Here is a 20,937-nt window from a genome sequence, read left to right on the forward strand (position 1 = left end):
GAAAATAATATGTTTATAACACTTGTATTATTTTAAAAAACTTGTAATATTGTTAAAACGTAAATGATTTTTTTCTTAAACAATAGTTTTTTTAGGTTGTTAAGGTCTTTTATGAATAAACAATTGCATGTTGTGCTAACTAATGATGATGGAATCCAAGCTTTTGGTTTAAGATCTTTCTATCATGCTTTGATTAGTTCCGGATATAGAGTAACGGTTATTGCTCCGGTAACAGAACAATCAGCTGTAGGACACGCTTTAACGGTTTATAATCCTTTGCGTTTAAAATATTTTGATGAACAATCTTTTAAGGGGTTTGGAATCTATGGAACTCCTTCTGATTGTATGAAGCTTGGATTAATAGAGCTTTTAAAAAATGATAAACCTGATATTGTTGTTTCAGGAATTAATTCGGGTGCAAACGTCGGCCCTGATATTTTATATTCGGGAACAGTCGCCGCAGCAACAGAAGCCGCACACTTAGGTTTTCCGGCTGTTGCAGTATCTTTTGATTCTTATAATTTTTTTGACGTAAAACAACACGCCAACTATGCTGTTAATGTTATTAACAACATAGATACGGAAAACTTTCCCGATCGTTTGGTCTTAAACCTTAACCTTCCCAATATTCCCGCTAATGAAATCAAAGGGTTGGCGGTTTGTCCTCAAACTACTGCTTTATGGGCAGATGTCTATAAAGAACGCCACGACCCAAGAGGTAATTCTTATTGGTGGATGGAAGGGCATATGCCTAAAGATCAAGTTGAAGAACATTCAGACAGGGCTATGCTTTGGGCAGGTTATGCAACTCTTACCCCATTAAAGTTTGATTTCACCAACCGTGAAGCTATGAGCCTTTGTGAAGAGTTAAAAGAAAAAATCAAACAATAATGATTCTTTTTGTGTTTACATGATTTAAGTTTATTGCTAACCTTGAGTATATTTTGAGTTTTTTAGTTTTTATTTGTAATAAAACCTTTTTTTAAAGGAGTAGAAAAATGCCCTTAATCGGACCAAAAGAAATGTTTGAAAGAGCCTATAAAGAAGGCTACGCTGTTGGTGCTTTTAATGTAAATAACATGGAAATTATTCAAGGAATAATGCAGGCAGGAGCAGAAGAAAAAGCCCCGTTGATTCTTCAAGTTTCCGCCGGTGCCAGAAAATATGCAGGACAAAACTATATTGTAAAGCTTATCGAAGCCGCCTTAAAAGACTCTGACCTTCCTGTTGTTTTACACCTTGATCATGGTGCTGATTTTCAAATTTGTAAAGATTGTATAGATGGTGGTTTTACCTCTGTTATGATCGATGGCTCTCACCTACCTTACGAAGAAAATATAAAACTTGTTAAACAAGTTGTTGAATATGCACACTCAAAAGGTGTTTGGGTAGAAGCCGAGTTAGGACAATTGGCAGGGGTTGAAGACGATGTCTCTGCTGAACACTCTGTTTATACAAACCCCGAACAAGCTGTTGACTTTGTAAAACGCACAGGTTGTGATTCTTTAGCGATTGCTATAGGAACAAGTCATGGTGCTTATAAATTTGTCGGAGATGCCTCTCTTGATTTTCCGCGTCTTGAAAAAATAACTAAGTTGTTACCCGGGTTTCCTTTAGTATTACACGGTGCTTCCAGCGTTCCTCAAGAATTTGTTGAAAAAGCCAATAAATACGGTGGAAAAGTCGGCGGAGCCAAAGGCGTACCTGAAGACTTTTTAAGAAAGGCGGCTACTTTCGGAGTATGCAAAATAAATATAGATACTGATATTCGCTTGGCGTTTACAGCAAGCATTCGCCAGTTCCTTTTTGAAAATCCGGAACAATTTGACCCTCGAAGCTATTTAAAACCAGCTCGAGATGCAGTAAAGGCTATGGTTAAACATAAGCTTAAAAATGTTTTGGGTTGTTCCAATAAAATTTAGTATTTCGAAAGAGTTTGTTGATTTCAAAACAGGCTCTTTTTTAGTAAATATATTCAAAATGTTATCTAACTCGATAAAAATAATTTTTATTTAAGAGAAAGGAGAAAAAAATGGCTACCATTAAATTAGGACTTAATGGTTTTGGAAGAATCGGACGTTATTTGTTGCGTTTATTAGCAACAGACAATGATTTGGAAATTGTTGCTTTAAATGCTCGTGCTGATAATGCGGCGTTAGCCCACTTATTCAAATATGATTCTGTTCACCGTACTTTTAACGGTGAGGTTTCTTTTGACAATAAAGGAATTATTGTCAACGGACATCATATCGCAGTAACCCGTTTTTCTCCGGGTGAATGGAAATGGTCTGATTATGGCGTTGATATTGCTGTTGAAACGACCGGAACAATAAAAGACAAAAACGGCTTAATGAAACACATTAACTGCGGTGTAAAAAAAACCGTAATCAGTGCACCGGCAAAAGATGCTGATGTTACTATAGTTATGGGTGTAAACGATAAAGAATATAACGCAAAAGAACATAATGTTATTTCAGCCGCATCTTGCACCACCAACTGTCTTGCACCTATCGCTAAAATTTTACACGATAATTTTGTGATAAAGCATGGTTTAATGACCACTATACATTCTTATACCATGAGCCAACGTATTTTGGACGGTTCTCACAAAGATTGGCGAAGAGCAAGAGCGGCGGCCGTTTCCATGATTCCTACAACTACCGGAGCTGCTAAGGCTGTATCTTCTGTTATTCCTGATTTAAAAGGGAAAATAGATGGAATGGCAATTAGAGTTCCGACTCCTGACGTTTCATTGGTAGACTTTACTTGTGAATTAGAAAAACCAACAACGGCAGAAGAGCTGAACAATACTATTAAACAAGCGATTGCCAACGGCTTACAAGAAAATTATGCAATTTCTTATGAACCTTTAGTCTCTTGTGATTATATCGGTGCGTCTTATGCGGGTATTGTAGATGCTGAATGCACCAGCGTTATTAACGGTACAATGGCAAAAGTAATTGTTTGGTACGATAACGAAACTAGCTTTACTTATCAACTTTTACGCTTATTACGCATGGTTGGAAAAAGTTTATAATCTTTTCTTTGAATATAATAGTAAAGAGCAGCCTGTTTATTTTTTCAGCCTGCTCTTTTTTTATGTATTTACTCTCGTGATTGGTTATAAAACAAACCACGACCATCGCAACAAGCTGTTTAAGACCATTATAAAACTCAGTTTTGCGTACTTTACTCTGCTGATGCAAATATAAAATGTTTTAAAGTGTAAAAGCACTTATTCTACAAGGAAAATAAGTGCTTATTTATTCGTATGGTTGGACTATGTAATCGGAATGCACGAGAGACTGTATAGTCTCAAACTTTATTTAATAGGTTCAAAACCTGTTTCCGTTGGAGTAAACAAGAACAGCTCTTGAGTTGCTTTCCCGTCTTGAGCCCACTTCATAGGTGCGATTGTCCACTCAAATCCTTGAGTTTTATTTAATTCTGCATTGATTTGTGGAGCTGTCCAGTTATTGTCTATATTTAGTTTTGAACTAAGCCTGATGAAATCATAACCAAGACCATACCACAAATCTGGTTTTGAACCACTTGATTCAACTGCTGAAAAAAGGCGAGAAGCAGCACTATTTTTTATTGTATTTTCTCCGCCCCAAGCACTAGGGAAAACGGCGGAACTATAATAACGTGCATCTATTTTTCCTAAACTTGCGGAAGACAATAAGCCTTGTTCCCAAATATTTGTTCCCATAAACAATGCTTTTGTTGTTCCATGATAAAAAATATTCGGCACGATAATTTCTATATTTTTCCAGTTATCAGGTAAGAAGATCGCTTGATTATTACCACCTCCGCTTGAGCGTAAAAAAGACGCAACGTTTTTATTCCACTCTTGAGGAGCTTTTTCAGGATATGTTCCTGAATTTGCGAGATGTAAACTTTTTTGAGCAAGCACTTTTTCAAAAACACTTGACATTTTTGTTCCATACTTACTATCCGGTGCATAACTTAAAAAAGAACTGATTCCTTTAGAGCTTGCATGATTTAATAAGGCTGTTATTTGATCTTCGGGGCTAGTGAAAAAGCGCCAAGCATTTTGCCCTTCATCTTGAGAATCTACATTTTGTAAAAAAGTAAATAAAACTTTATGAGATTCTGTTGCGTGAGCCTTTACCTGAGTGTATAATTTGGGAATTAAAGGCCCCCCGATGATTTTAATATTGGCTGAAATATTTTTTAATTCAGTTTCCCAATTTGGAGAGTCGCTATCAATAATATAAACTTTAAGGGCTACGCCTGATTTACCGACTTCAGATTCCGCAAGTCTGGCTCCTTGAGAAATTTTTGTACCTATATTTCCCAAAGCTTTACTCATTGGCAAAATAAGAGCAATACCATGTCCATGCGAGCTTCCTGTTAATACAGGGGTTGATGTAGAAATAGGCGTTACACTCATATCAGGAGCAGAACCGGACATTACGCCAAGTTCTTTTAAGCGATTTAAAATTGTTTCTGCAGCAGTTTTATCTTCTGATGGTTTGTTTATTTGGTCTGATGCTGCCCTATATAAAAACACGGTATAAGGGAAAGAGGCTTCGTTTTGTGGGGTAACTAACGAAACCAAAGAGGCTTGTTTGGTTATATCAAGGTTTTTTAGTTCATTAAGGAGAAGATGTTCCAAAGATGTGCGATAAGTAGCAAATTCTTGGGTTTTGGCGATGTTTTCCAAGATATTAACCGCTTCGGCTTGTAAACCCGCTTGTAATAAACGCCCGGCATAAACAATTCCGCCCAAGGCTCTTGTATAGTTCGGGAAGTTTGTATTTTCATATAGTTGTTTAGCCTGAGTTCTGCTTTCTGTGCTGTTTAGCTTGTTTACAACAGAGTACCAAAGGTTTTGCCATGCTTTGGTCGAACCGGCTTTGTTATCTAACTTTTGCCACTCATTTAGGGCATTAAGGGCTGTTCCCGTATGTCCGTTTGCATGAGCAACTTCAGCCAATTCTTGCCATATTGAAATTTTTTCAGAACTATTAAATTTAGACAATTCTTTACTTGCATTTAGATATAAACTTTCTGCTTTGAGCAATTGACCGGAATTTTTTGCTTTACGAGCTTGAGCTAAAAGACTCAAATTACTTTGATCGGATTCAGTAATCTTTTTTTGATCAGTTGGCGTTTGAATAACTGTTCTATTCACAAGATTACAGGCACTTAAAGAAAATAACAAAAGCAAAACAACAAGGTGTTTTATTATTGGAAAAGTTTTTTTTGTGTTCATATTCGTCCTATTTTTTTATTTAAAAGTCAGAGTTTTCTGATAAACTTTCGTTATTGTCGCAGTAAATATTTATTTCAGGTAAAGTTTTCGGAAATAAATCTTTAATACTACATTGTTTTTTAGAGGCATATTCCAACGCCTCTTCGGCTTTTAGATATTCGCCTCTACACACACAATTAATTGAATAAGGTGGCATGTATTTGTAAATATCAGGAGCGGAAGCTGGAATAATACAGTCAACCATTGAGTTACAACCGGAACAAGGCAAATGGTTAAACCGTGGTTCTTTTTTGATAAGAAGGAAGGAGCTTGGGTTATCTTTAAGTTTAAACATAAGCTCAAGGGTTGTTTCTCGTAACTCCATGAACGAATCCATAAACATATTAATATGTTCTTCGTTCATTCCCTGTTCTTCGCAAGCAACCCAGACAACTTGTCCCGTTATTTTAGAAAACAAAGGGTGTTTTTCTTGTAATTCTTTTATTGTTTGAGATTTTAGCATTTTATTAAAATTTAGATACTTACAGTCATCAAAGAGCCGACTATTCGTTCGGGGCTACGCAGAGGAGAAAGACGCGTTCCAAAAGTATTGTTGCCAAAAAGCGGATCTTCTCCGGCTCGCAATCTGGCAGGAAACCCCCTATCAAACTGATATTTAACTTTTTCAATATTTTTTTCGGCAAAATAGATAGCATCATCAATTGCGGAAGAATAAGGCGGAGAATTATACACAGGGTCAGATATTCTTCGACTAAAAGTTGTATATCTTTCAACATCTAAAAGTTGTTCTATGGCTGATTGCGTGTTTTGCATAATCTGCTCGATGATTTTAGTATTTGCTTTTATTGATTTAATAGAATAAGATTATACTTTATTTGGAATTTATTCCTTTGACAAATATAATTTGCGAATAATATTCCTTGTGCTAAGAGTATAAAACACTAAGTTCATAAAGTAAAGTCCGGAAACATCACTAAATTAAATTGTCCAAATTATCTTATAGAAAAAGATAATTTTTTTATTAGTCAGGAGCCAAAATGACTCAAAAAGATGAAAAACTAGACGAAAAACTAGAAGTAACACCATATTTTGATATGGAACTGGTAATGCAACTTACCCAAGAAACCAGAATTGACGGAGAGTTGATGGACTCTCTTTTGGAATATTGGGAAAAATGGTTACCCCATTTAAACGCCCATCACTTAAGTAGTGGCAAGTTAAGCTATTTAGTCGTTTGGCTTAACAAAGAAGTTGAAGATGATGTTGATAACGCATGGGAAGAATCACCTTCTCAAGCGTTCAGTATCAACGCTTTAGCTCAAGCTATGTGTACTGCGGCAATTCACAGCCTTGTTCCCGAAGTTCAAGAAGCGGGTTGTGCACCGGCCCCTAAGCCTACTGACGCTTTACAAGATCTTTTGGAAAAATATGAAATTAACTATCTTGATGAAAATGGTGGATTAGCCAGACGCTATTCTACTGTCACTTTTTATCCGTTTAAAGGTGGCTGTGAAATTTGTTGGTTACAAAAAGATTGTCCTAAAGCCAATGGCGAAGACAAGCTAAATACCGTTACCCTACCCGGTTATCAAATGTAAAATCATTGAAAACTAGGTTTTACATTGTTTTATCATAATTCCAGGAAAAAGAAAAAGCTCACCGTAACATTTTTTGATACAGTGAGCTTTTTTATATTCTTTTGAAAAGATATTTCTTAAAGGTTTATTTTTTTATGATAATTTTTATTTATATTTGAAATTTTTCCGTATGAATAATTTCATTTTCAGAGTTTTCAACTTGTAAAAGAAATTCGCCAATTTCTTCTTTTGTCAGGTCATTTGGTAAAACATAGGTTAAAATGATATCTTTGCTATAGTTAATTTTAAAATTAGAACTAAATTTATTTTCAGGGCTAAGCAACACAGGCGTTTGGCTACCATTTATCAACAAGCTAATCTTTATTTCACCAGCAACATTGTTTTTTGTTTTGTTAACTATACCAAAGCTTATTCTTAATTTTTTATCATTGATAAATTTAGAAGAAAAACTATTGATTTCTATAACATTATTTTGAATATTGGCTGTATTATCATCAACAAGGTTGGTATTATTTTGTTCTTGAGACGTAGAGTTGGTATCAGCCGCAAGAGTTGCATTTGTTGCACTAAGGCTTGCAACAGAAGATAAAGAGCTTGTGGCGTTTGTTGAGTTTGTTGAGATAGTTGCAAAACTTTTTACGGTTGAGTTATGAGTAACAATTTCTTGTAAAATAGGTTGAAGTTCTACCGGAGGCTTTTCATCAATGGCTTTAGCAAAAGAATTTAACCTGTCTATTTTGCCCATTTGAGCTTGAAGAGGTTTAAGCTCTGTATTTTTTAGTTCTATCTCTGCTTCTAAGGTTTGGGTTTTATTCCAAAAATAATATGATAAATAAGTACCACCAATTGCAACACCGGTAATAACTATAATTGTATAGACAAAAAACTTAAGCCAAGCAGCACTCATTCTAAAGCGTAAAACATCGCTGTCATCACGCATAAACAATACGTTATAAACAACTCTTTTTTTTATCTTTACTTTGTCCATTTATTTTCTCCAGTCTTCTCTGATAATCTCAAAGCTATTTTTTGTTGGTTTTAAGTAAAGAATTTTTGTTCCTTTATCTCCTTTACCCGAATTATCTTTATAGTTTTGAGTAAATTCAACTTGTATGGAGTCTTTATCTTTTTTAATTTTAATATTATTAAAAACAATTTTCTTTGGTTTATTGGTTTTCCAGAGAGAAGCTTTTTGTGCTTTTATCGAGGCAAGACCTTTACGATCTCCTTGTTGTGCGTTTTTAGCATAAAACTTAGTATAGCTGTTTAGGTCGGCTTTTTGCCATGCAAAACGCCATTTTTCAACAAATTCTTTTATTTGTTCGTCTTGAGTTTTTTCTTTTTTTACTACTTTTTCAGTATCGTTTTTAGTTGTTTGTTTTGAGATTGTTTTTTCAGGTTGTGTTTGTATTGGCGTTTTATTTGAAGCATCTATTACCGTTGAATCACCTTCGGTCTTTAAAGGTACTTCTGCTTGAGTTTTTTCTCCGCCCGGGTCGTCAAGACTTGCGGTCATAACACTTCCGTCGATGGTTAACCCCGGTATCCACTCCATTCCAACAATGCGATAGTTTCCATTATCATTTTCTTGCCAATATAATCTTCTAACACCTTTGGTTTCTAAGTTAGGTGCTTTATAGTCTTGAAAAAACCAAGTTACCCAATATCCCGGTCCTTCAGCAACTTGAATATTGCTAACGTTGTTTTTTATCCATGCGAGTTGTTTAAATAAGCGTTCTTTTTGGGCTTTAAACTGAGAAAAAGGTTCTTGAGAGATACTGTAAGAATCTGCGTCATAAAATTCAAACATTTTATGAGAGCGATTTTCCCACTCTTTTGCCCATGAAGTTACATTTTTCTTTAATATATTGATAGTGTTTTGTTTTTTCTTAAGTTCTTCTTTTGTTTCCGAACCAATAGGCGTTTCAACAACATCAGCCAAAGCAACAGCAATCCCGGGTTGTAAAATCTTTCCAAAGTTGGCAAGGTCAGTGTTATTCATAGCGACACAGCCTTGAGTTTCTAGGGGAGTAATATTATAACCTCGCCCGTGAATCCATATTCCATAACCTGTTTTACGCCTTAATTTATCGACGGGGTTAGGATAATTTAAGGTATATGCTTCATTTCCGTAAAGGGTATAATCAAGCCCCCCATTAATTTTACGCACAACAAAATAAATCCCCTCAGGGGTTTTAAGGTCGCCTTCTATCTTTTTATCTCCAATTACCTGACCGGTAGTACAGATAAAAGACGAAGTTTTTTTCAGCGGGCTGTTGTGTTCATAGAGTTCAATCTCTTGTCTGGTTTTATCAACTGTTACCAGTTTACCAACATTAACGTTATGGGGGTGAACTTTTACCTTCCAACCCGTTCCCGGTGTAACGGTTTGCATGATGCTGCGTTTATTGGTTTTATTAATATTGTCCGCTTCTTCTGTTTTTGTCGATTGTTCTGCTATTCCGGTAACGCCCGTTCTTGTTGGTACATTTAGGTTTGATAAAACGGAACTTGCATGGCAATAATCAATACTTACAAAAAACATATAAATAAAAACGACGAAAAGACAATTTATTTGTTTATTTCTTAATAAAACATCTATGATATATTTTTTTAAATGCATAACAATAGATAACAGTTATAATGTTGTTTGTGAAATATCCACGGCAATCTGTTTGTGAAAAATATAAAATTAAGATTACTGTTTTTGGAATTCGAAAAATACAAAAAAGATTATTCGGTTTTTATATGCTTATTAAAACTCAACTCAGTATTTAATAATAACAGAAACAAAATCTTTAGACAATCTTTATTTTTTATTAATAATATGTTTTAAACCTATTTAAACAACTCGCTTATTTTCCAAGTTCTACTAATTCGTTGCGAGTAAAAATACTAATTACTTTATAACCTTCTTTTTCAAGGATTTCTCTACCGCCCTGTTCTCTATCTAGAATAATGGCGATAACGGCAATTTTTAAACCAACGTCTTCTATTCTTTTACAGGCTTTTAAAACAGAACCGCCAGTTGTAATAACGTCTTCGAGCATGGCGACTTGGTCTCCTTCGCTAAAATTAACCAAACCTTCAACAAATTGTTTGGTTCCGTGTCCTTTAGCTTCTTTTCTGACCAATAAACCATCTAAGGCTTTATTCATTTCATGTGATATAACTGTTGTGGCAGAAACCAAAGGGTCTGCTCCCATAGTCATTCCGCCCACCCCTTTAATAGAGTAATCTTTAAGAAGTATATTAAATATTTTTCCAATAAGCCAAGAGCCTTCGGCGTTTAAAGAGCTTTGACGACAATCAAAATAATAGTTACTTTTTTGTCCGGAACTTAAAGTAAAATCACCTTCTTTATATGATTTTTTTATTAAAATTTTAGCTAATCGTTTTTTTAATTCCAATAATTCAGACATATAATTCTCCGTATTTGTTTTATTTTTTCTTTATTAATTTGTATTTTGTAAATTTACAAGCATATTTTACAGTTATAAACTATTTTCGTCTATATCGCCAACAGGAAGTATGATGGTAATTATTGCGCCGCCTTCAGGATTATTCATAAAATTTATTTCCCCACCGTGGCTACTGACAATACTGTTAACAATAGGTAACCCAAGCCCGGTACCTTCATCTTTTGTGGTATAAAATGGATCAAGCAGGTGCTCTAAAACATCTTGGCTAAAACCCGGGCCGGAGTCAATAAATCTGATATTTACTTTTTTGTCATCAGAAGAAACCGTTACATTAATAACGCCGCCATTTTTCATTTCTTGAATAGAGTTTACAATAATATTGTAAAAGGCTCTATATAAAAGGTCTTTGTCGCCGTTAACCCAAGCTCCTTTGACAGGATATTGTTTCATAATATCCACTGAATATTTTAATAAATCAGGGCTGATAAAGGCAAAAATCTGTTCAAGCACCAGAATAACGTCTATATATTGTTGTTTAGGTTGTTTGGGTTTGGCATAATCTAAAAAGTCGCTGATTGTTTGAGACAAACGTAATGATTCATCGTGCATGGCGGTTAAAAACTTTGCTGTTGTCGGATCTTGACCTATTGGGCGTTTTAGTAAAAGTTCAATTGTTGAACGAATAATTCCTAATGGGTTTCTGATTTCATGAGCAATACTGGCAACGACCCTACCCATGCTGACAAAGCGTTCATTTTGGTGCAGTTCGGTTAAAAGTTTTTGGCGTTCTTGAAAGCGTACGGATAAAGCGTGTTCTGCTCTTTTTATAAATACTAAAAGCAATATAAATAAAAGAGTTGAAGAGATTAAAGCAACTCCAATAACTAAACGCTGAAATCGAACAATTACCCCCATATCTTCCGTAATATCTTGAGAAAATTCAAGAATAGAAATCGCCGGCCCCTCTTTATCAGAAGAGCTGACTTTATTTTCAATTTGCATAGGGTAAGTTGTTCTTAAATAAAAACTGCCTTGCTTTAAATTAGGCTGAAAAATTGCCTGCCAAAAAGGAATTGAAGAATCAATATTAAAAATCGGCGTTGTGCTTAGTTGTGCTTGTTGCGTAGCGGGAGATGAAAAAACATTGCTTCCAATTTCTGCTTTATTTGTGGAATAAGTTACCTTTTGCGCGTGATCAAAAATACGCAGATTATGAATATTTAAACCATCAACCGAGGTTTTAACGGTTTCATCTAGTCTTTCATATTGAGCCGGTTGGCGTAAAGAGATACGTCCAAAGGCAAGTAGCGTTGGAATAGAAAACTTGCGATATACATCTTGGTTAATATTTTCTGCTAACAAAGAGGCAAAACCCTGTTCTTTTTTTAATAGAACATCTCTGGCAGATTGTCCGATAAATACAGATAATAATAAGCCGGAAGCAAGAGTTAAAAATAATAAAATCCACGCCAAAGATTTAGCTATTCCAAAACCATAATCTTTAGAATCTTTATAATTTTCTTGAGTTAATTCTTGATGTTTTTTAGAACTTTCAGGTGTTTGTTGCATATTTTGATAAATTTCTAATGAATAAAATTACAATAATTAAACTGTTGCAATAACAGGTACAATAATCGGATCTCTCTCTAATATCTTTTTGAAAAAACGCCTTAATGATGAACGTATTTTATCTTGTAACTTATCAACAGAAGCGTGAGGGTCATTTTCAAAAACATCTAAAATCAAACACTTTGCATCTTCTAATAAATAATCAAAGTGTTCTTCAAACACAAAACCGCGAGAAAACACCGCAGGACCATATAAAATATTCCAAGTAACCTCGTCGATAACAAGAACTGCGATTAACATGCCTTCATCGCCCAAAATTTGACGATCTCTTAAAACAGAAGTTCCAACATCACCAACGCCTTTTCCGTCTACTAAAATAGAGTCTACGGCAACAGGTTCTTCAAAGCGTATCCCTACAGGCAATAAAGTTATAGGCTGTCCGTCTTCCAAAATTATTGCTCGTTCAGGAGTTACACCACATTCAACGGCTAAACGAGAATGCTTAACCAAGTGTCTATATTCACCATGCACAGGTATAAAAGTTTTAGGGCGTGTTGCAAGCAACATGGCTTTTAACTCTTCTTTATAAGCGTGTCCTGATGCGTGAATGCTGTGCATTTTATCATAACAGACCTCAGCTCCAAGCCTATATAAGTTATCTACCATACGAGTTACAGCTTCTACATTTCCGGGTATCATGCGAGAAGATAATAAAACCGTATCGCCTTGATGCACGCTTAGTTGTTTATGCCCGCCACGCACAATACGGGATAAAGCAGACATAGGCTCACCTTGAGAACCGGTAACGATAAAAACAACTTTATCATCTGGCAAAACAGGCATTTCATTAAGGTCTATAAATAAATCACCCTCAGAAACATTCAAATATCCAAGATTTTTGGCGATTTCTATATTAACTCCTAAACTTCGCCCACTTACGCCGACTTTGCGTCCAAACTCTTTGGCACAATCTAAAACTTCTTGAATCCTTTGGATATGGCTGGAAAATAGAGTAACGATAATACGCCCTTTTGCCTCTTTAAATATTGACCTAAAAGTTTCTACGATCTTACGCTCATTAATTGACCAACCTTCTTGTTCAATATTGGTAGAGTCAGACATCAATAAACGCACACCCTCTTTACCTGCAAAGCGTTTGAATTGTTTTAAGTCTGTACCCCAATTTTCAATTAACGGGTCTTTATCTATTTTAAAATCGCCCGTGTGAATAATTTTTCCAACCGGGCTGTCTATTCCTAAAGCAAGACCATCAATAATAGAGTGGCAAACAGGGAAAAAGTGTATTTTTAATCCGGCGACTTTTAAAGTTTTTCCCGGCTTTACCGGAATTAGAGTTACTTTATCCAACAAACCTCGTTCTCGTAATTTATGTTCTACTAAAGCTAAAGTAAATTTTGAACCATAAATAGGAACATTAACGTATTTTACTAACCAAGGTAAAGCCCCGATATGGTCTTCGTGTCCGTGAGTTAAAATAATAGCTTTAAGTTGATCTTTTTTAGAAATGATATGATCAAAGCGAGGAATAACAACATCAATTCCCAGATGATAGTTTTCAGGAAACATCAAACCACAATCTATTAATATTGATCCGTCTTGGCTTGATACTTCCATACAGTTCATACCGATTTCTCCAAGTCCACCCAATGGAGTAATAGTAAGAAATCGGTTTTCATCAAACATTATGCACCTGCTATATTATTTATAAAAGTTAGACTAAAAAATTAATTAAGTGTTATTTTTTATGCTTTATACCCATTAAACATTTTATTCGCAACCATATTTTAATCGTTTGTAATAATGAAACACTTTCTTCCGTTTTCTTTGATTGTTTTTTAAATAGAGACTATTGCAAAATAGTTTCAAAGTGGCTTTTTTTAAAGATACACTCCAAAAACAAGAATAAGGAAATTTAATTTTCCTATAAAATGAGTGTTTTTTGTGAGTTTTTTTTACTTCTCAATAATCTGGAAATGTAGTATCTTATTGTTTGTGTCTATTGATAAAAGATGATTATATATTTTTATTTACAACATTTTATCAAAAAAATACAATTACTTTACTAAAGAGAAAACATCATGATTGCAAGCAGTGAAATACGCAATAAGTTACATAACGGTCAAGCAAGTATTGGAACATGGCTACAACTAACCTGCCCTGAGTCCGCCGAAATAATCGGAAGAATGGGCTATGATTGGGCGGCCGTTGATATGGAACACGGTTCTTTTTCCAGAACTGATTTACCAAATATTTTTAGAGCGTTGGAGCTTGGTGGAACTTTACCTTTCGCCAGAGTTGCCGAACCAAGCTTAAGAGAAATTAAAATTGTGGTTGATTCGGGGGCGAGAGGCGTAATTTTTCCCTTTATTGAAGACAGAGAAACGTTAGATAAAGCAATAGCTTATTCTTTGTACCCCAACACAAATGGCTTAGGAAAAAGAGGCGTTGGTTTTTGTCGTGCTAACTGTTTTGGTTTAGATTTTTCTAAACATATAGCTTGTGAAAACCCTTTAGGCGAAAGTTTAGTTTTAGTGGCCCAGATAGAAAGTATAAAAGCGGTAAAAAACCTTGATGAAATCTTTTCACAAAAACGCTTAGATGCTTATATAATTGGACCTTATGACCTTTCCGCTTCAATGGGCTTAACAGGACAATTTAATCACCCTGATTTTATTGCGGCTTTAAAAGAAATTGAATTGGTAGCAAAAAAATATAATGTCCCTAAAGGATTTCATATTGTTGAACCCAATACAGAGTTTTTAAAAGAAAAAATAGCAGAAGGTTATGTGTTTTTAGCCTATGGTATTGATGCCTTGTTTTTAATGCGTTCGGCAAAAGCTCCCTTGTTAAAGTAGAGTTAAAATAGAATTAAAATAAAGTTAAGATAAATTAAACAATTAAAAATAAAATCGAAAAATGAGAAAATAAGAATGAAAATAATAGTTTTTGGTGGTTCTGGTTTTTTAGGCTCTCATGTTGCAGATAAACTTTCTGATGCTGGGCATGAAGTAACCTTGTTTGATATTCGCCCTTCTCTTTGGTTAAGAGAAGATCAAAAAATGATTGTTGGCGATATTTTAAACGAAAAAACCGTAAATGACGCTGTGGCTGGTTGTGATGCTGTTTATAACTTCGCAGGTATCGCAGATATTGGAGAGGCTGGTTCAAAGCCCGTTGATACGGTTCGCTTTAACGTTTTAGGAAACGCCATTATTTTAGAGGCTGCTCGTCTTGCGAATGTTAAGCGTTTTGTTTTTGCATCTTCTTTATATGTATATAGTCAATCAGGTGGTTTTTATCGTTGCAGCAAGCAAGCGAGTGAACTATTTATAGAAAACTTTTATCAAGTTTATGGTTTAGAATACACAAACTTACGCTATGGCTCTTTATATGGACCTCGTGCTGATAATCGGAACGCTGTTTATCGTTTTGCTCGTGAAGCGTTAGAAAAAGGCAGTATCACTTATTATGGTCGCCCTAACGCCTTGCGTGAATATATTCATATTGAAGATGCTGCTCGCTGTAGTGTTGAGATTTTAGAACCTGAATATGCTAATACTAATATTGTTTTAACAGGCACTCAACCAATGAGAGTTGGCGATTTATTAAAGATGATTGCCGAAATGCTCGGAAAAAATATTAAAATTATTGATGTTTTAGACGCATCAACACAAGAAAATACAAATAAGACTGATGCTAATGAACTAAAAATAATGTTCCAAGGCGATGGCAAAAGCGGACATTATGAAATTACCCCTTATTCATTTAATCCTCGTGTGGGCATGAAAATGACTCCACGTTTAACCACAGATTTAGGACAAGGCATTTTAAGAGTAATAGAAGAGGTACATAAAGACGTTAACCCTCAATTACAAACTGTTTATGGCACTTTAGTTAAAAATAAATAACAAAAAATTAAAAGAATAAAAGGGTTGTTTTATGGCGTTAAATAAAGAATTATTAGATATTTTGGCATGCCCGGTTTGTAAGGGAGATCTTGAACTAATTGTAATAGATAACCAAGAATGCGGGTTAAGCTGTGCTGCGTGTAAGCTTGTTTTTCCTATTAAAGACGAAATACCTATTATGCTTAAAGAAGATGCCATTCCTTTTTCAGAATGGGAAAATAAAAAACAACATTTAAACTAAGGCTTAAACTTATAAAAACCTTAAATGGAGAATTTAGGAAAACCATGGTAAACGTTTTATTATCTCTTGCCCCTGTTTTATTAATTATTGTTTTATTAATGCGAAAAACCCCCGCCGATATTGCCGGTTGGTGTGGTTTTATCTTAGCGTTAGGTATTGCCTTTTTCTATTTTAATACTCCGATTGGAGTATTATTAAGAGCCTCAGGTTCTGGATTTTTTGCCTCTTTTCCTGTTGCTCTTTGTATTAGTGCCTCTATTTTTCAAATTATAGTAATGACAGAAACAGGTGCATTAGCAAGAATTGTTGCCTCTTTAAAATGCTTAACTCCGGGAACTTTATTAAATTCTCAAAATTCTGGTCAAGTAACAAGCAAAGAAGAATTAAGTAAACTAAACCCTGATGATAAAATTGTTCAACTACTTATTCTTAACTTTGCGTTAGGAACTATGTTAACCGCTTTAGGGGCTGTAACTATTTCTATTTTTCCACCGATAATGATAGCCCTTGGGTATTCTGCTTTTATATCTATCGTATTACCTTGTATTGGTTATCAGGCTTTTTGCTCTTATGCTTTATTAAGTGTGCCTGCTATGGTTTTAGCTCAACTATCGGGCATGTCTTTAGAAGAAACCGCTAGAACTTTAGCCATGTTTATGCCTTATGCCGCCGTATCCGTGGCTTTAGTTATGTTATGGTTTACCGGCGGAATAAAAATGGTCATCAAAGGTCTTGTGCCAGCACTGCTCGCAGGGCTCGCCTCTGGATTTGCTTGTATTTTAGTCGCCGAATATAATTTATTGCCTTTAACTGGTGTTATCGCAGGTTTAGCAGCAGTTATTGTCTTATTAATTTATGAACGTTTAAGAAATCGCAGGCTTTTTGATAGCGCTTTAATGAATGAAAAAGATTTAGTCTCAGTTTCACGTTTAAGATTATTATCTGCTTTATCTCCTTGGATTATTCTCACGATTGCCTCTTTATTAATGAACTGGCCTAGTTTACCATTTTTTAAATTCTTTTTTGCTGAATTATCTATGCCCTTAGAAATTTTCCCCGGCAGACCTGAAAAAATTCGTCTGTTTTGGCAAGCATATTTTTGGATTGTGATAGCAACATTAATTTCTATTCCTTTTATGAAAGCAAAATATTCAGTTGTCAAAAGTGCCGGTAAACGTTGGGCTAAAATAGCATGGCGTCCTTTTAGTGCGGCTACGGTTTATTTTGCTCTTGCTTATGTAATGAATTTATCAGGTTATAGCGGTGAGGATTTTACATTGCATGACCCTAGCAATAACATGATTAATATTTTAGCTGTTGCCGCCGCCCAAACATTTCAGCAATACTATTCTATAATTGCTCCTTATTTTGGCTTATTGGCTGGCTTTATTAGTGGTTCTCAAAGTTCTGCGATAGCAATGTTAACAGCCTTACATATATCAACAGCAAAGGCTCTTAACTTAGACTTTAAAATCATTGCTGCTGCCGGTGCTATTGGTGGTGGTTTAGCTAGTTTATTGTCTCCTACAAAGTTACTTAGTGCTGCGGCAACAATTGGTAAGGCTGGCGAAGAAGGCTCTATTTTAAAAGCCTGTATTGTGCCTTCATTGTTGTTAGTAGCTGTAATTGCTGTTCTTTCTTGGCTTTGGAGTTAGGGGTTTACAAAAGCTATAATATTGTTTTATTTAATTAAACAAATGTTTAATTCTAACAAAAGGTTTTTTTATGTCTAAAATAAAAGTTATTGTACACGGTTTTGGAAATATTGGGAAAAACGCCCTGCTCTGTATTAAAAACGCTCCGGATATGGAATGCTTAGGTATTATTCGCCGTAAAGAGTCCATTAAAAACAACCCGGTAGAAACCCTTGGCTTTAAAGAGTTTCCTGATTTTGAAAGCTTAAAAGCAGAAAAAGGCATGCCTGATGTGGCTATTTTAGCCGCTCCTTCTCGTTCTGTGCCAGAATTGGTTACGGAATATTTAGCTTTAGGAGTGAATACTGTTGACAGTTTTGATATTCACGACGAAATACCTAATTTAATTACAACAGTAACGCCATTGGCGAAACGATACAATAAAGTTGCTATTTGTGCCGCTGGTTGGGATCCAGGAACTGACTCTGTTTTGCGTGCTTTATTTGAAGCTATGACTCCGGCGGGTACAACCTTTACTAACTTTGGGCGAGGTCGTTCTATGGGACATTCTGTTGCCGCCAGAGCTATTGAAGGCGTTAAAGATGCGACTTCTATTACTATTCCTTTAGGTGGAGGTAGACACGCCCGCTTAGTTTATGTTGTCTTAGAAAAAGGTGTTAAGCTTGAAGATGTTGAAAAGAGAATTAAAGCTGATGCTTATTTTAGTAAAGACCCATTAGAAGTTAAAGCGGTAGCTGATTCTTTCGCTTTAAGTCAGGTAGCGGACAATTCTCATGGTGTTGTTCTCGAACGCATTGGAGCATCAGGAGCAGCCTCTAACCAACGTTTATCTTTTGATATGCGTATAGATAACCCGGCGTTAACAGCTCAAGTTTTAGTTTCTTGTGTGAGAGCTACTACAAGACTTAAAGCTGATGCTTATACCTTGATTGATATTCCTCCTGTTGCTTATCTTTTAGGCGATAGAATGGAGCATATTCACAGATTAGTTTAAAGTTGATTTTTTGTAAGTATATTGCGGTCCGTTGTATATATAGTTTTGGAATAAAAAACTTATTTATACAACGGACTTATTAGTTTCAGGCTCTTGCCTCGTTAAAACTAAAATAAGATCATTGCAAAACTCCGTTTTGCGTTCTTTTGTCATCGTTTTATGCCCTGTATGTGCATAGCATAAAACGTCTTAAGTCACAAAACCCACTCATTTTACAGGAAAATTAAATTTTCCTTATTCGTGGTTTTTGGAGTGTCTTTCTGACGAAAGCCACTTTGAGCCTATTGTGCAATAGTCTCAAAATTTTATTCATGGTAATTAGGTGGTAAAAATTATGTCAAAAAAATTCTTAAAATAGTTACCCCTAACAACAATTATCGAATATAGCTTACTTGAGTGATTTGCATTGTTTTTATATTAACTGTAACCTCAAAGCGTCGTCCACCCTGATTGCCACGCATACTATGATTGGTATCTTTTCCCCCTTTTTCATCATCTTCTTTATTTACGACTGTAAAACCAGCTTCTTCTGTTTTAGGAGAACAATCACCATAGTATTTAATAATAAAGCTGTCTGGCTCCCATTTTTTAACTTTAATAGTATAGTCAGTAATAATTTCTTTACAGGCAACTATTTGCTCTTCGCTTAATTTTTCTGGTAATTTTTCAACAGAAATAGCAATATTTGGCATTATAAAACACAAGTTTATAATACCAAACATCAAAAAAGTACGAAAAAAATAGCTTCTTAACATAACAATATTACGACCATAAAACATTTAAGATGTTACTGCAAAAATGTATTCTCTAGAGTAATTTGCATACCTCACCCTAACTACAAACTGGTCCATCAAGTTCAGGAATCATACCATATAAGCCTTCTTGACCTGTTGATTCAAGCACGGCACGCCAATATTCAGATTTTGTGTTTAAGGTTCTGCGTTTACGAATAATTAACTCTAACGGTAAATGCACATATCTATCCATAATCTTAGCTACAACCATATTAGTTTTTCCTGCCATAGCGGCATGGACGGCATTTGTACCTAAAAAGCCACAATAAACACTATCATTGGCGGTAGCGGGAATAGAACGAATAATATAACTTGGGTCAATATATTTAATAGAGTGTGTTATTTTATGTTCTTTCATATATTTCTTGATTTCTTTAATTAAAAACTCAGTGAAATCACCTAAAGCTACATTGCCTGACGCATCAGTTTCAGAACCACGCCCTATTATGTGTTGCCCTGCCCCTTCGGCTACAACAATTACTGCGTGTTTTCTTTTATTTAATCTTTCGGCGAGTGCTGGTAATATTCCACCTTCACCATTAAGGCGAAAGTTAATTTCAGGAATTAACACTAAATTAACTTCTTTAAGAGATAAAGTGGCGTGAGCCGCAATAAAACCGGAATCTCGCCCCATTAGTTTTACAATGCCAATACCGTTCATTGCTCCGGTTGCTTCGATATGAGCGCATTGTATAGCTTCAGTCGCTTTATAAACGGCAGTTTCAAAACCAAAAGATTGGCTGATAAAATTTATGTCGTTATCAATGGTTTTAGGAATGCCAATAACAGAAATTTTTAAGTTACGACGTTCTATTTCTTTAACAATATTATGTGTGGCTTTCATTGTTCCATCGCCACCAATCATAAAAAGAATACTCACATTAGAACGTTCTAAAGCATCAACAATTTCTTCGGGCGGTTGTGGACCTCTGGAAGAACCTAAGATAGTTCCGCCAAATTGATGGATATCTGATACATTATCAGGGGTTAATTCAACCACTTTATGCCCATAATGCGGGATAAAACCCTCTAAACCATATTGAAAACCAAGCACGGCAGGCACGTTATAATTATGATAAGCCTCCATTACGATAGAGCGAATAACGTTGTTAATGCCGGGGCATAGTCCACCACAAGTAGCGATAGCACATTTTGTTTTTGAAGAATCAAAATATAGTTGCATTCTAGGACCGGCGGCTTCAAAAGAGGCCGCAACCACTTCATCACCAAGTTCTTCAACATGTTCACCGTCTAAAAAAACAGAAACTCTCGCCTCATCTTGGAAGTGGCAATAGTTTAATGATGATGGAATTTTTGCTTGCCCTAATGTTTGAATATTAGTATCAATCTCAAAATTACCGATTTTAACTTTTGTTGATGACATAAAAACTCCTGTAAATTGATAAAAGTGTAAATTATATTGTTTTAAATATAAAAGAGTTATCTTGATTGACAAAGTAGACAAAATACAACATTAATATTAAATCTGATTA

The 20,937-nt window shown here is 35.1% G+C and carries 19 protein-coding genes; 9 read left to right on the top strand and 10 right to left on the bottom strand.

Going from position 1 to position 20,937, the window contains the following annotated elements; translation table 11 throughout:
- Positions 1-123: 123 nt before the first annotated feature.
- The 3 genes from surE to gap all read left to right on the top strand — a co-directional run bounded on the left by surE (position 124) and on the right by gap (position 3,037).
- Positions 124-891 carry a 5'/3'-nucleotidase SurE gene (gene surE, locus BT999_RS06810; RefSeq protein ID WP_072697109.1) on the top strand — a complete coding sequence of 256 codons (768 nt, stop codon included), beginning with the start codon at positions 124-126 and terminating at the stop codon, positions 889-891.
- A 107-nt stretch (positions 892-998) separates the two neighbouring features.
- Positions 999-1,922 (top strand): class II fructose-1,6-bisphosphate aldolase, encoded by a 924-nt coding sequence (fba, locus tag BT999_RS06815; protein WP_072697032.1) that lies wholly within the window; start codon positions 999-1,001, stop codon positions 1,920-1,922.
- A 110-nt stretch (positions 1,923-2,032) separates the two neighbouring features.
- The gene (gene gap / locus BT999_RS06820) at positions 2,033-3,037 is read left to right on the top strand and encodes a type I glyceraldehyde-3-phosphate dehydrogenase (RefSeq protein ID WP_072697033.1); all 1,005 of its coding nucleotides are present in this window, start codon (positions 2,033-2,035) and stop codon (positions 3,035-3,037) included.
- Between the two features lie 285 nt (positions 3,038-3,322).
- On the opposite strand, the gene BT999_RS06825 is transcribed toward gap, so the two are convergent.
- Genes BT999_RS06825 through BT999_RS06835 form a run of 3 tightly spaced genes read right to left on the bottom strand, consistent with a single transcriptional unit; the run spans position 3,323 to position 6,055 of the window.
- The gene (locus BT999_RS06825) at positions 3,323-5,242 is read right to left on the bottom strand and encodes a penicillin-binding protein activator (protein ID WP_072697034.1); all 1,920 of its coding nucleotides are present in this window, start codon (positions 5,240-5,242) and stop codon (positions 3,323-3,325) included.
- Positions 5,243-5,261: 19 nt separating this feature from the next.
- Positions 5,262-5,744 (bottom strand): hypothetical protein, encoded by a 483-nt coding sequence (locus BT999_RS06830; RefSeq protein ID WP_072697035.1) that lies wholly within the window; start codon positions 5,742-5,744, stop codon positions 5,262-5,264.
- Positions 5,745-5,755: 11 nt separating this feature from the next.
- On the bottom strand, positions 5,756-6,055 hold the full coding sequence (locus tag BT999_RS06835) for a hypothetical protein (RefSeq protein WP_072697036.1): 300 nt from the start codon (positions 6,053-6,055) through the stop codon (positions 5,756-5,758).
- 224 nt (positions 6,056-6,279) lie between these two features.
- Between BT999_RS06835 and BT999_RS06840 the strand changes: the two genes are divergently transcribed.
- Complete coding sequence (locus BT999_RS06840; RefSeq protein WP_072697037.1) at positions 6,280-6,840, top strand: hypothetical protein; 561 nt, start codon at positions 6,280-6,282, stop codon at positions 6,838-6,840.
- A 148-nt stretch (positions 6,841-6,988) separates the two neighbouring features.
- On the opposite strand, the gene BT999_RS06845 is transcribed toward BT999_RS06840, so the two are convergent.
- From BT999_RS06845 to BT999_RS06865, 5 genes are all read right to left on the bottom strand, one after another.
- A complete protein-coding gene (locus BT999_RS06845; protein WP_072697038.1) occupies positions 6,989-7,828 on the bottom strand; it encodes a hypothetical protein in 840 nt (279 codons plus the stop codon).
- A complete protein-coding gene (locus BT999_RS06850; protein WP_178139328.1) occupies positions 7,829-9,385 on the bottom strand; it encodes a L,D-transpeptidase family protein in 1,557 nt (518 codons plus the stop codon). It lies immediately after the preceding gene.
- Between the two features lie 310 nt (positions 9,386-9,695).
- Positions 9,696-10,262 (bottom strand): orotate phosphoribosyltransferase, encoded by a 567-nt coding sequence (gene pyrE / locus BT999_RS06855; protein ID WP_072697040.1) that lies wholly within the window; start codon positions 10,260-10,262, stop codon positions 9,696-9,698.
- 72 nt (positions 10,263-10,334) lie between these two features.
- Positions 10,335-11,831, bottom strand: a complete 1,497-nt coding sequence (locus BT999_RS06860) for a sensor histidine kinase (protein WP_072697041.1) — start codon at positions 11,829-11,831, stop codon at positions 10,335-10,337.
- A gap of 36 nt (positions 11,832-11,867) precedes the next feature.
- Positions 11,868-13,535 (bottom strand): ribonuclease J, encoded by a 1,668-nt coding sequence (locus tag BT999_RS06865; RefSeq protein WP_072697042.1) that lies wholly within the window; start codon positions 13,533-13,535, stop codon positions 11,868-11,870.
- A 395-nt stretch (positions 13,536-13,930) separates the two neighbouring features.
- On the opposite strand from BT999_RS06865, the gene BT999_RS06870 reads away from it, so the two are divergent.
- From BT999_RS06870 to BT999_RS06890, 5 genes are all read left to right on the top strand, one after another.
- A complete protein-coding gene (locus BT999_RS06870) occupies positions 13,931-14,707 on the top strand; it encodes an HpcH/HpaI aldolase family protein (protein WP_072697043.1) in 777 nt (258 codons plus the stop codon).
- 75 nt (positions 14,708-14,782) lie between these two features.
- Entirely contained in the window at positions 14,783-15,760 is a 978-nt protein-coding gene (locus tag BT999_RS06875; protein ID WP_072697044.1) for an NAD-dependent epimerase/dehydratase family protein, read from the top strand.
- A gap of 31 nt (positions 15,761-15,791) precedes the next feature.
- A complete protein-coding gene (locus BT999_RS06880; protein ID WP_072697045.1) occupies positions 15,792-16,001 on the top strand; it encodes a Trm112 family protein in 210 nt (69 codons plus the stop codon).
- Between the two features lie 44 nt (positions 16,002-16,045).
- Entirely contained in the window at positions 16,046-17,656 is a 1,611-nt protein-coding gene (locus BT999_RS06885; RefSeq protein WP_072697046.1) for an L-lactate permease, read from the top strand.
- Between the two features lie 70 nt (positions 17,657-17,726).
- The gene (locus BT999_RS06890; protein WP_072697047.1) at positions 17,727-18,650 is read left to right on the top strand and encodes a diaminopimelate dehydrogenase; all 924 of its coding nucleotides are present in this window, start codon (positions 17,727-17,729) and stop codon (positions 18,648-18,650) included.
- Between the two features lie 374 nt (positions 18,651-19,024).
- On the opposite strand, the gene BT999_RS06895 is transcribed toward BT999_RS06890, so the two are convergent.
- Complete coding sequence (locus tag BT999_RS06895) at positions 19,025-19,342, bottom strand: hypothetical protein (RefSeq protein ID WP_143145509.1); 318 nt, start codon at positions 19,340-19,342, stop codon at positions 19,025-19,027.
- A gap of 139 nt (positions 19,343-19,481) precedes the next feature.
- Entirely contained in the window at positions 19,482-20,828 is a 1,347-nt protein-coding gene (locus BT999_RS06900; RefSeq protein ID WP_072697049.1) for an ATP-dependent 6-phosphofructokinase, read from the bottom strand.
- Positions 20,829-20,937: the final 109 nt, after the last annotated feature.

This window comes from Desulfovibrio litoralis DSM 11393, from assembly GCF_900143255.1.
Lineage (GTDB): Bacteria > Desulfobacterota > Desulfovibrionia > Desulfovibrionales > Desulfovibrionaceae > Frigididesulfovibrio_A > Frigididesulfovibrio_A litoralis.

Bases quoted from the DNA above. Each gene is read 5' to 3' on its own strand.
- fba (WP_072697032.1), top strand. From the start codon at position 999: ATGCCCTTAATCGGACCAAAAGAAATGTTTGAAAGAGCCTATAAAGAA.
- gap (WP_072697033.1), top strand. From the start codon at position 2,033: ATGGCTACCATTAAATTAGGACTTAATGGTTTTGGAAGAATCGGACGT.
- BT999_RS06825 (WP_072697034.1), bottom strand. From the start codon at position 5,242: ATGAACACAAAAAAAACTTTTCCAATAATAAAACACCTTGTTGTTTTG.
- BT999_RS06830 (WP_072697035.1), bottom strand. From the start codon at position 5,744: ATGCTAAAATCTCAAACAATAAAAGAATTACAAGAAAAACACCCTTTG.
- BT999_RS06835 (WP_072697036.1), bottom strand. From the start codon at position 6,055: ATGCAAAACACGCAATCAGCCATAGAACAACTTTTAGATGTTGAAAGA.
- BT999_RS06840 (WP_072697037.1), top strand. From the start codon at position 6,280: ATGACTCAAAAAGATGAAAAACTAGACGAAAAACTAGAAGTAACACCA.
- BT999_RS06845 (WP_072697038.1), bottom strand. From the start codon at position 7,828: ATGGACAAAGTAAAGATAAAAAAAAGAGTTGTTTATAACGTATTGTTT.
- BT999_RS06850 (WP_178139328.1), bottom strand. From the start codon at position 9,385: ATGTTTTTTGTAAGTATTGATTATTGCCATGCAAGTTCCGTTTTATCA.
- pyrE (WP_072697040.1), bottom strand. From the start codon at position 10,262: ATGTCTGAATTATTGGAATTAAAAAAACGATTAGCTAAAATTTTAATA.
- BT999_RS06860 (WP_072697041.1), bottom strand. From the start codon at position 11,831: ATGCAACAAACACCTGAAAGTTCTAAAAAACATCAAGAATTAACTCAA.
- BT999_RS06865 (WP_072697042.1), bottom strand. From the start codon at position 13,535: ATGTTTGATGAAAACCGATTTCTTACTATTACTCCATTGGGTGGACTT.
- BT999_RS06870 (WP_072697043.1), top strand. From the start codon at position 13,931: ATGATTGCAAGCAGTGAAATACGCAATAAGTTACATAACGGTCAAGCA.
- BT999_RS06875 (WP_072697044.1), top strand. From the start codon at position 14,783: ATGAAAATAATAGTTTTTGGTGGTTCTGGTTTTTTAGGCTCTCATGTT.
- BT999_RS06880 (WP_072697045.1), top strand. From the start codon at position 15,792: ATGGCGTTAAATAAAGAATTATTAGATATTTTGGCATGCCCGGTTTGT.
- BT999_RS06885 (WP_072697046.1), top strand. From the start codon at position 16,046: ATGGTAAACGTTTTATTATCTCTTGCCCCTGTTTTATTAATTATTGTT.
- BT999_RS06890 (WP_072697047.1), top strand. From the start codon at position 17,727: ATGTCTAAAATAAAAGTTATTGTACACGGTTTTGGAAATATTGGGAAA.
- BT999_RS06895 (WP_143145509.1), bottom strand. From the start codon at position 19,342: ATGCCAAATATTGCTATTTCTGTTGAAAAATTACCAGAAAAATTAAGC.
- BT999_RS06900 (WP_072697049.1), bottom strand. From the start codon at position 20,828: ATGTCATCAACAAAAGTTAAAATCGGTAATTTTGAGATTGATACTAAT.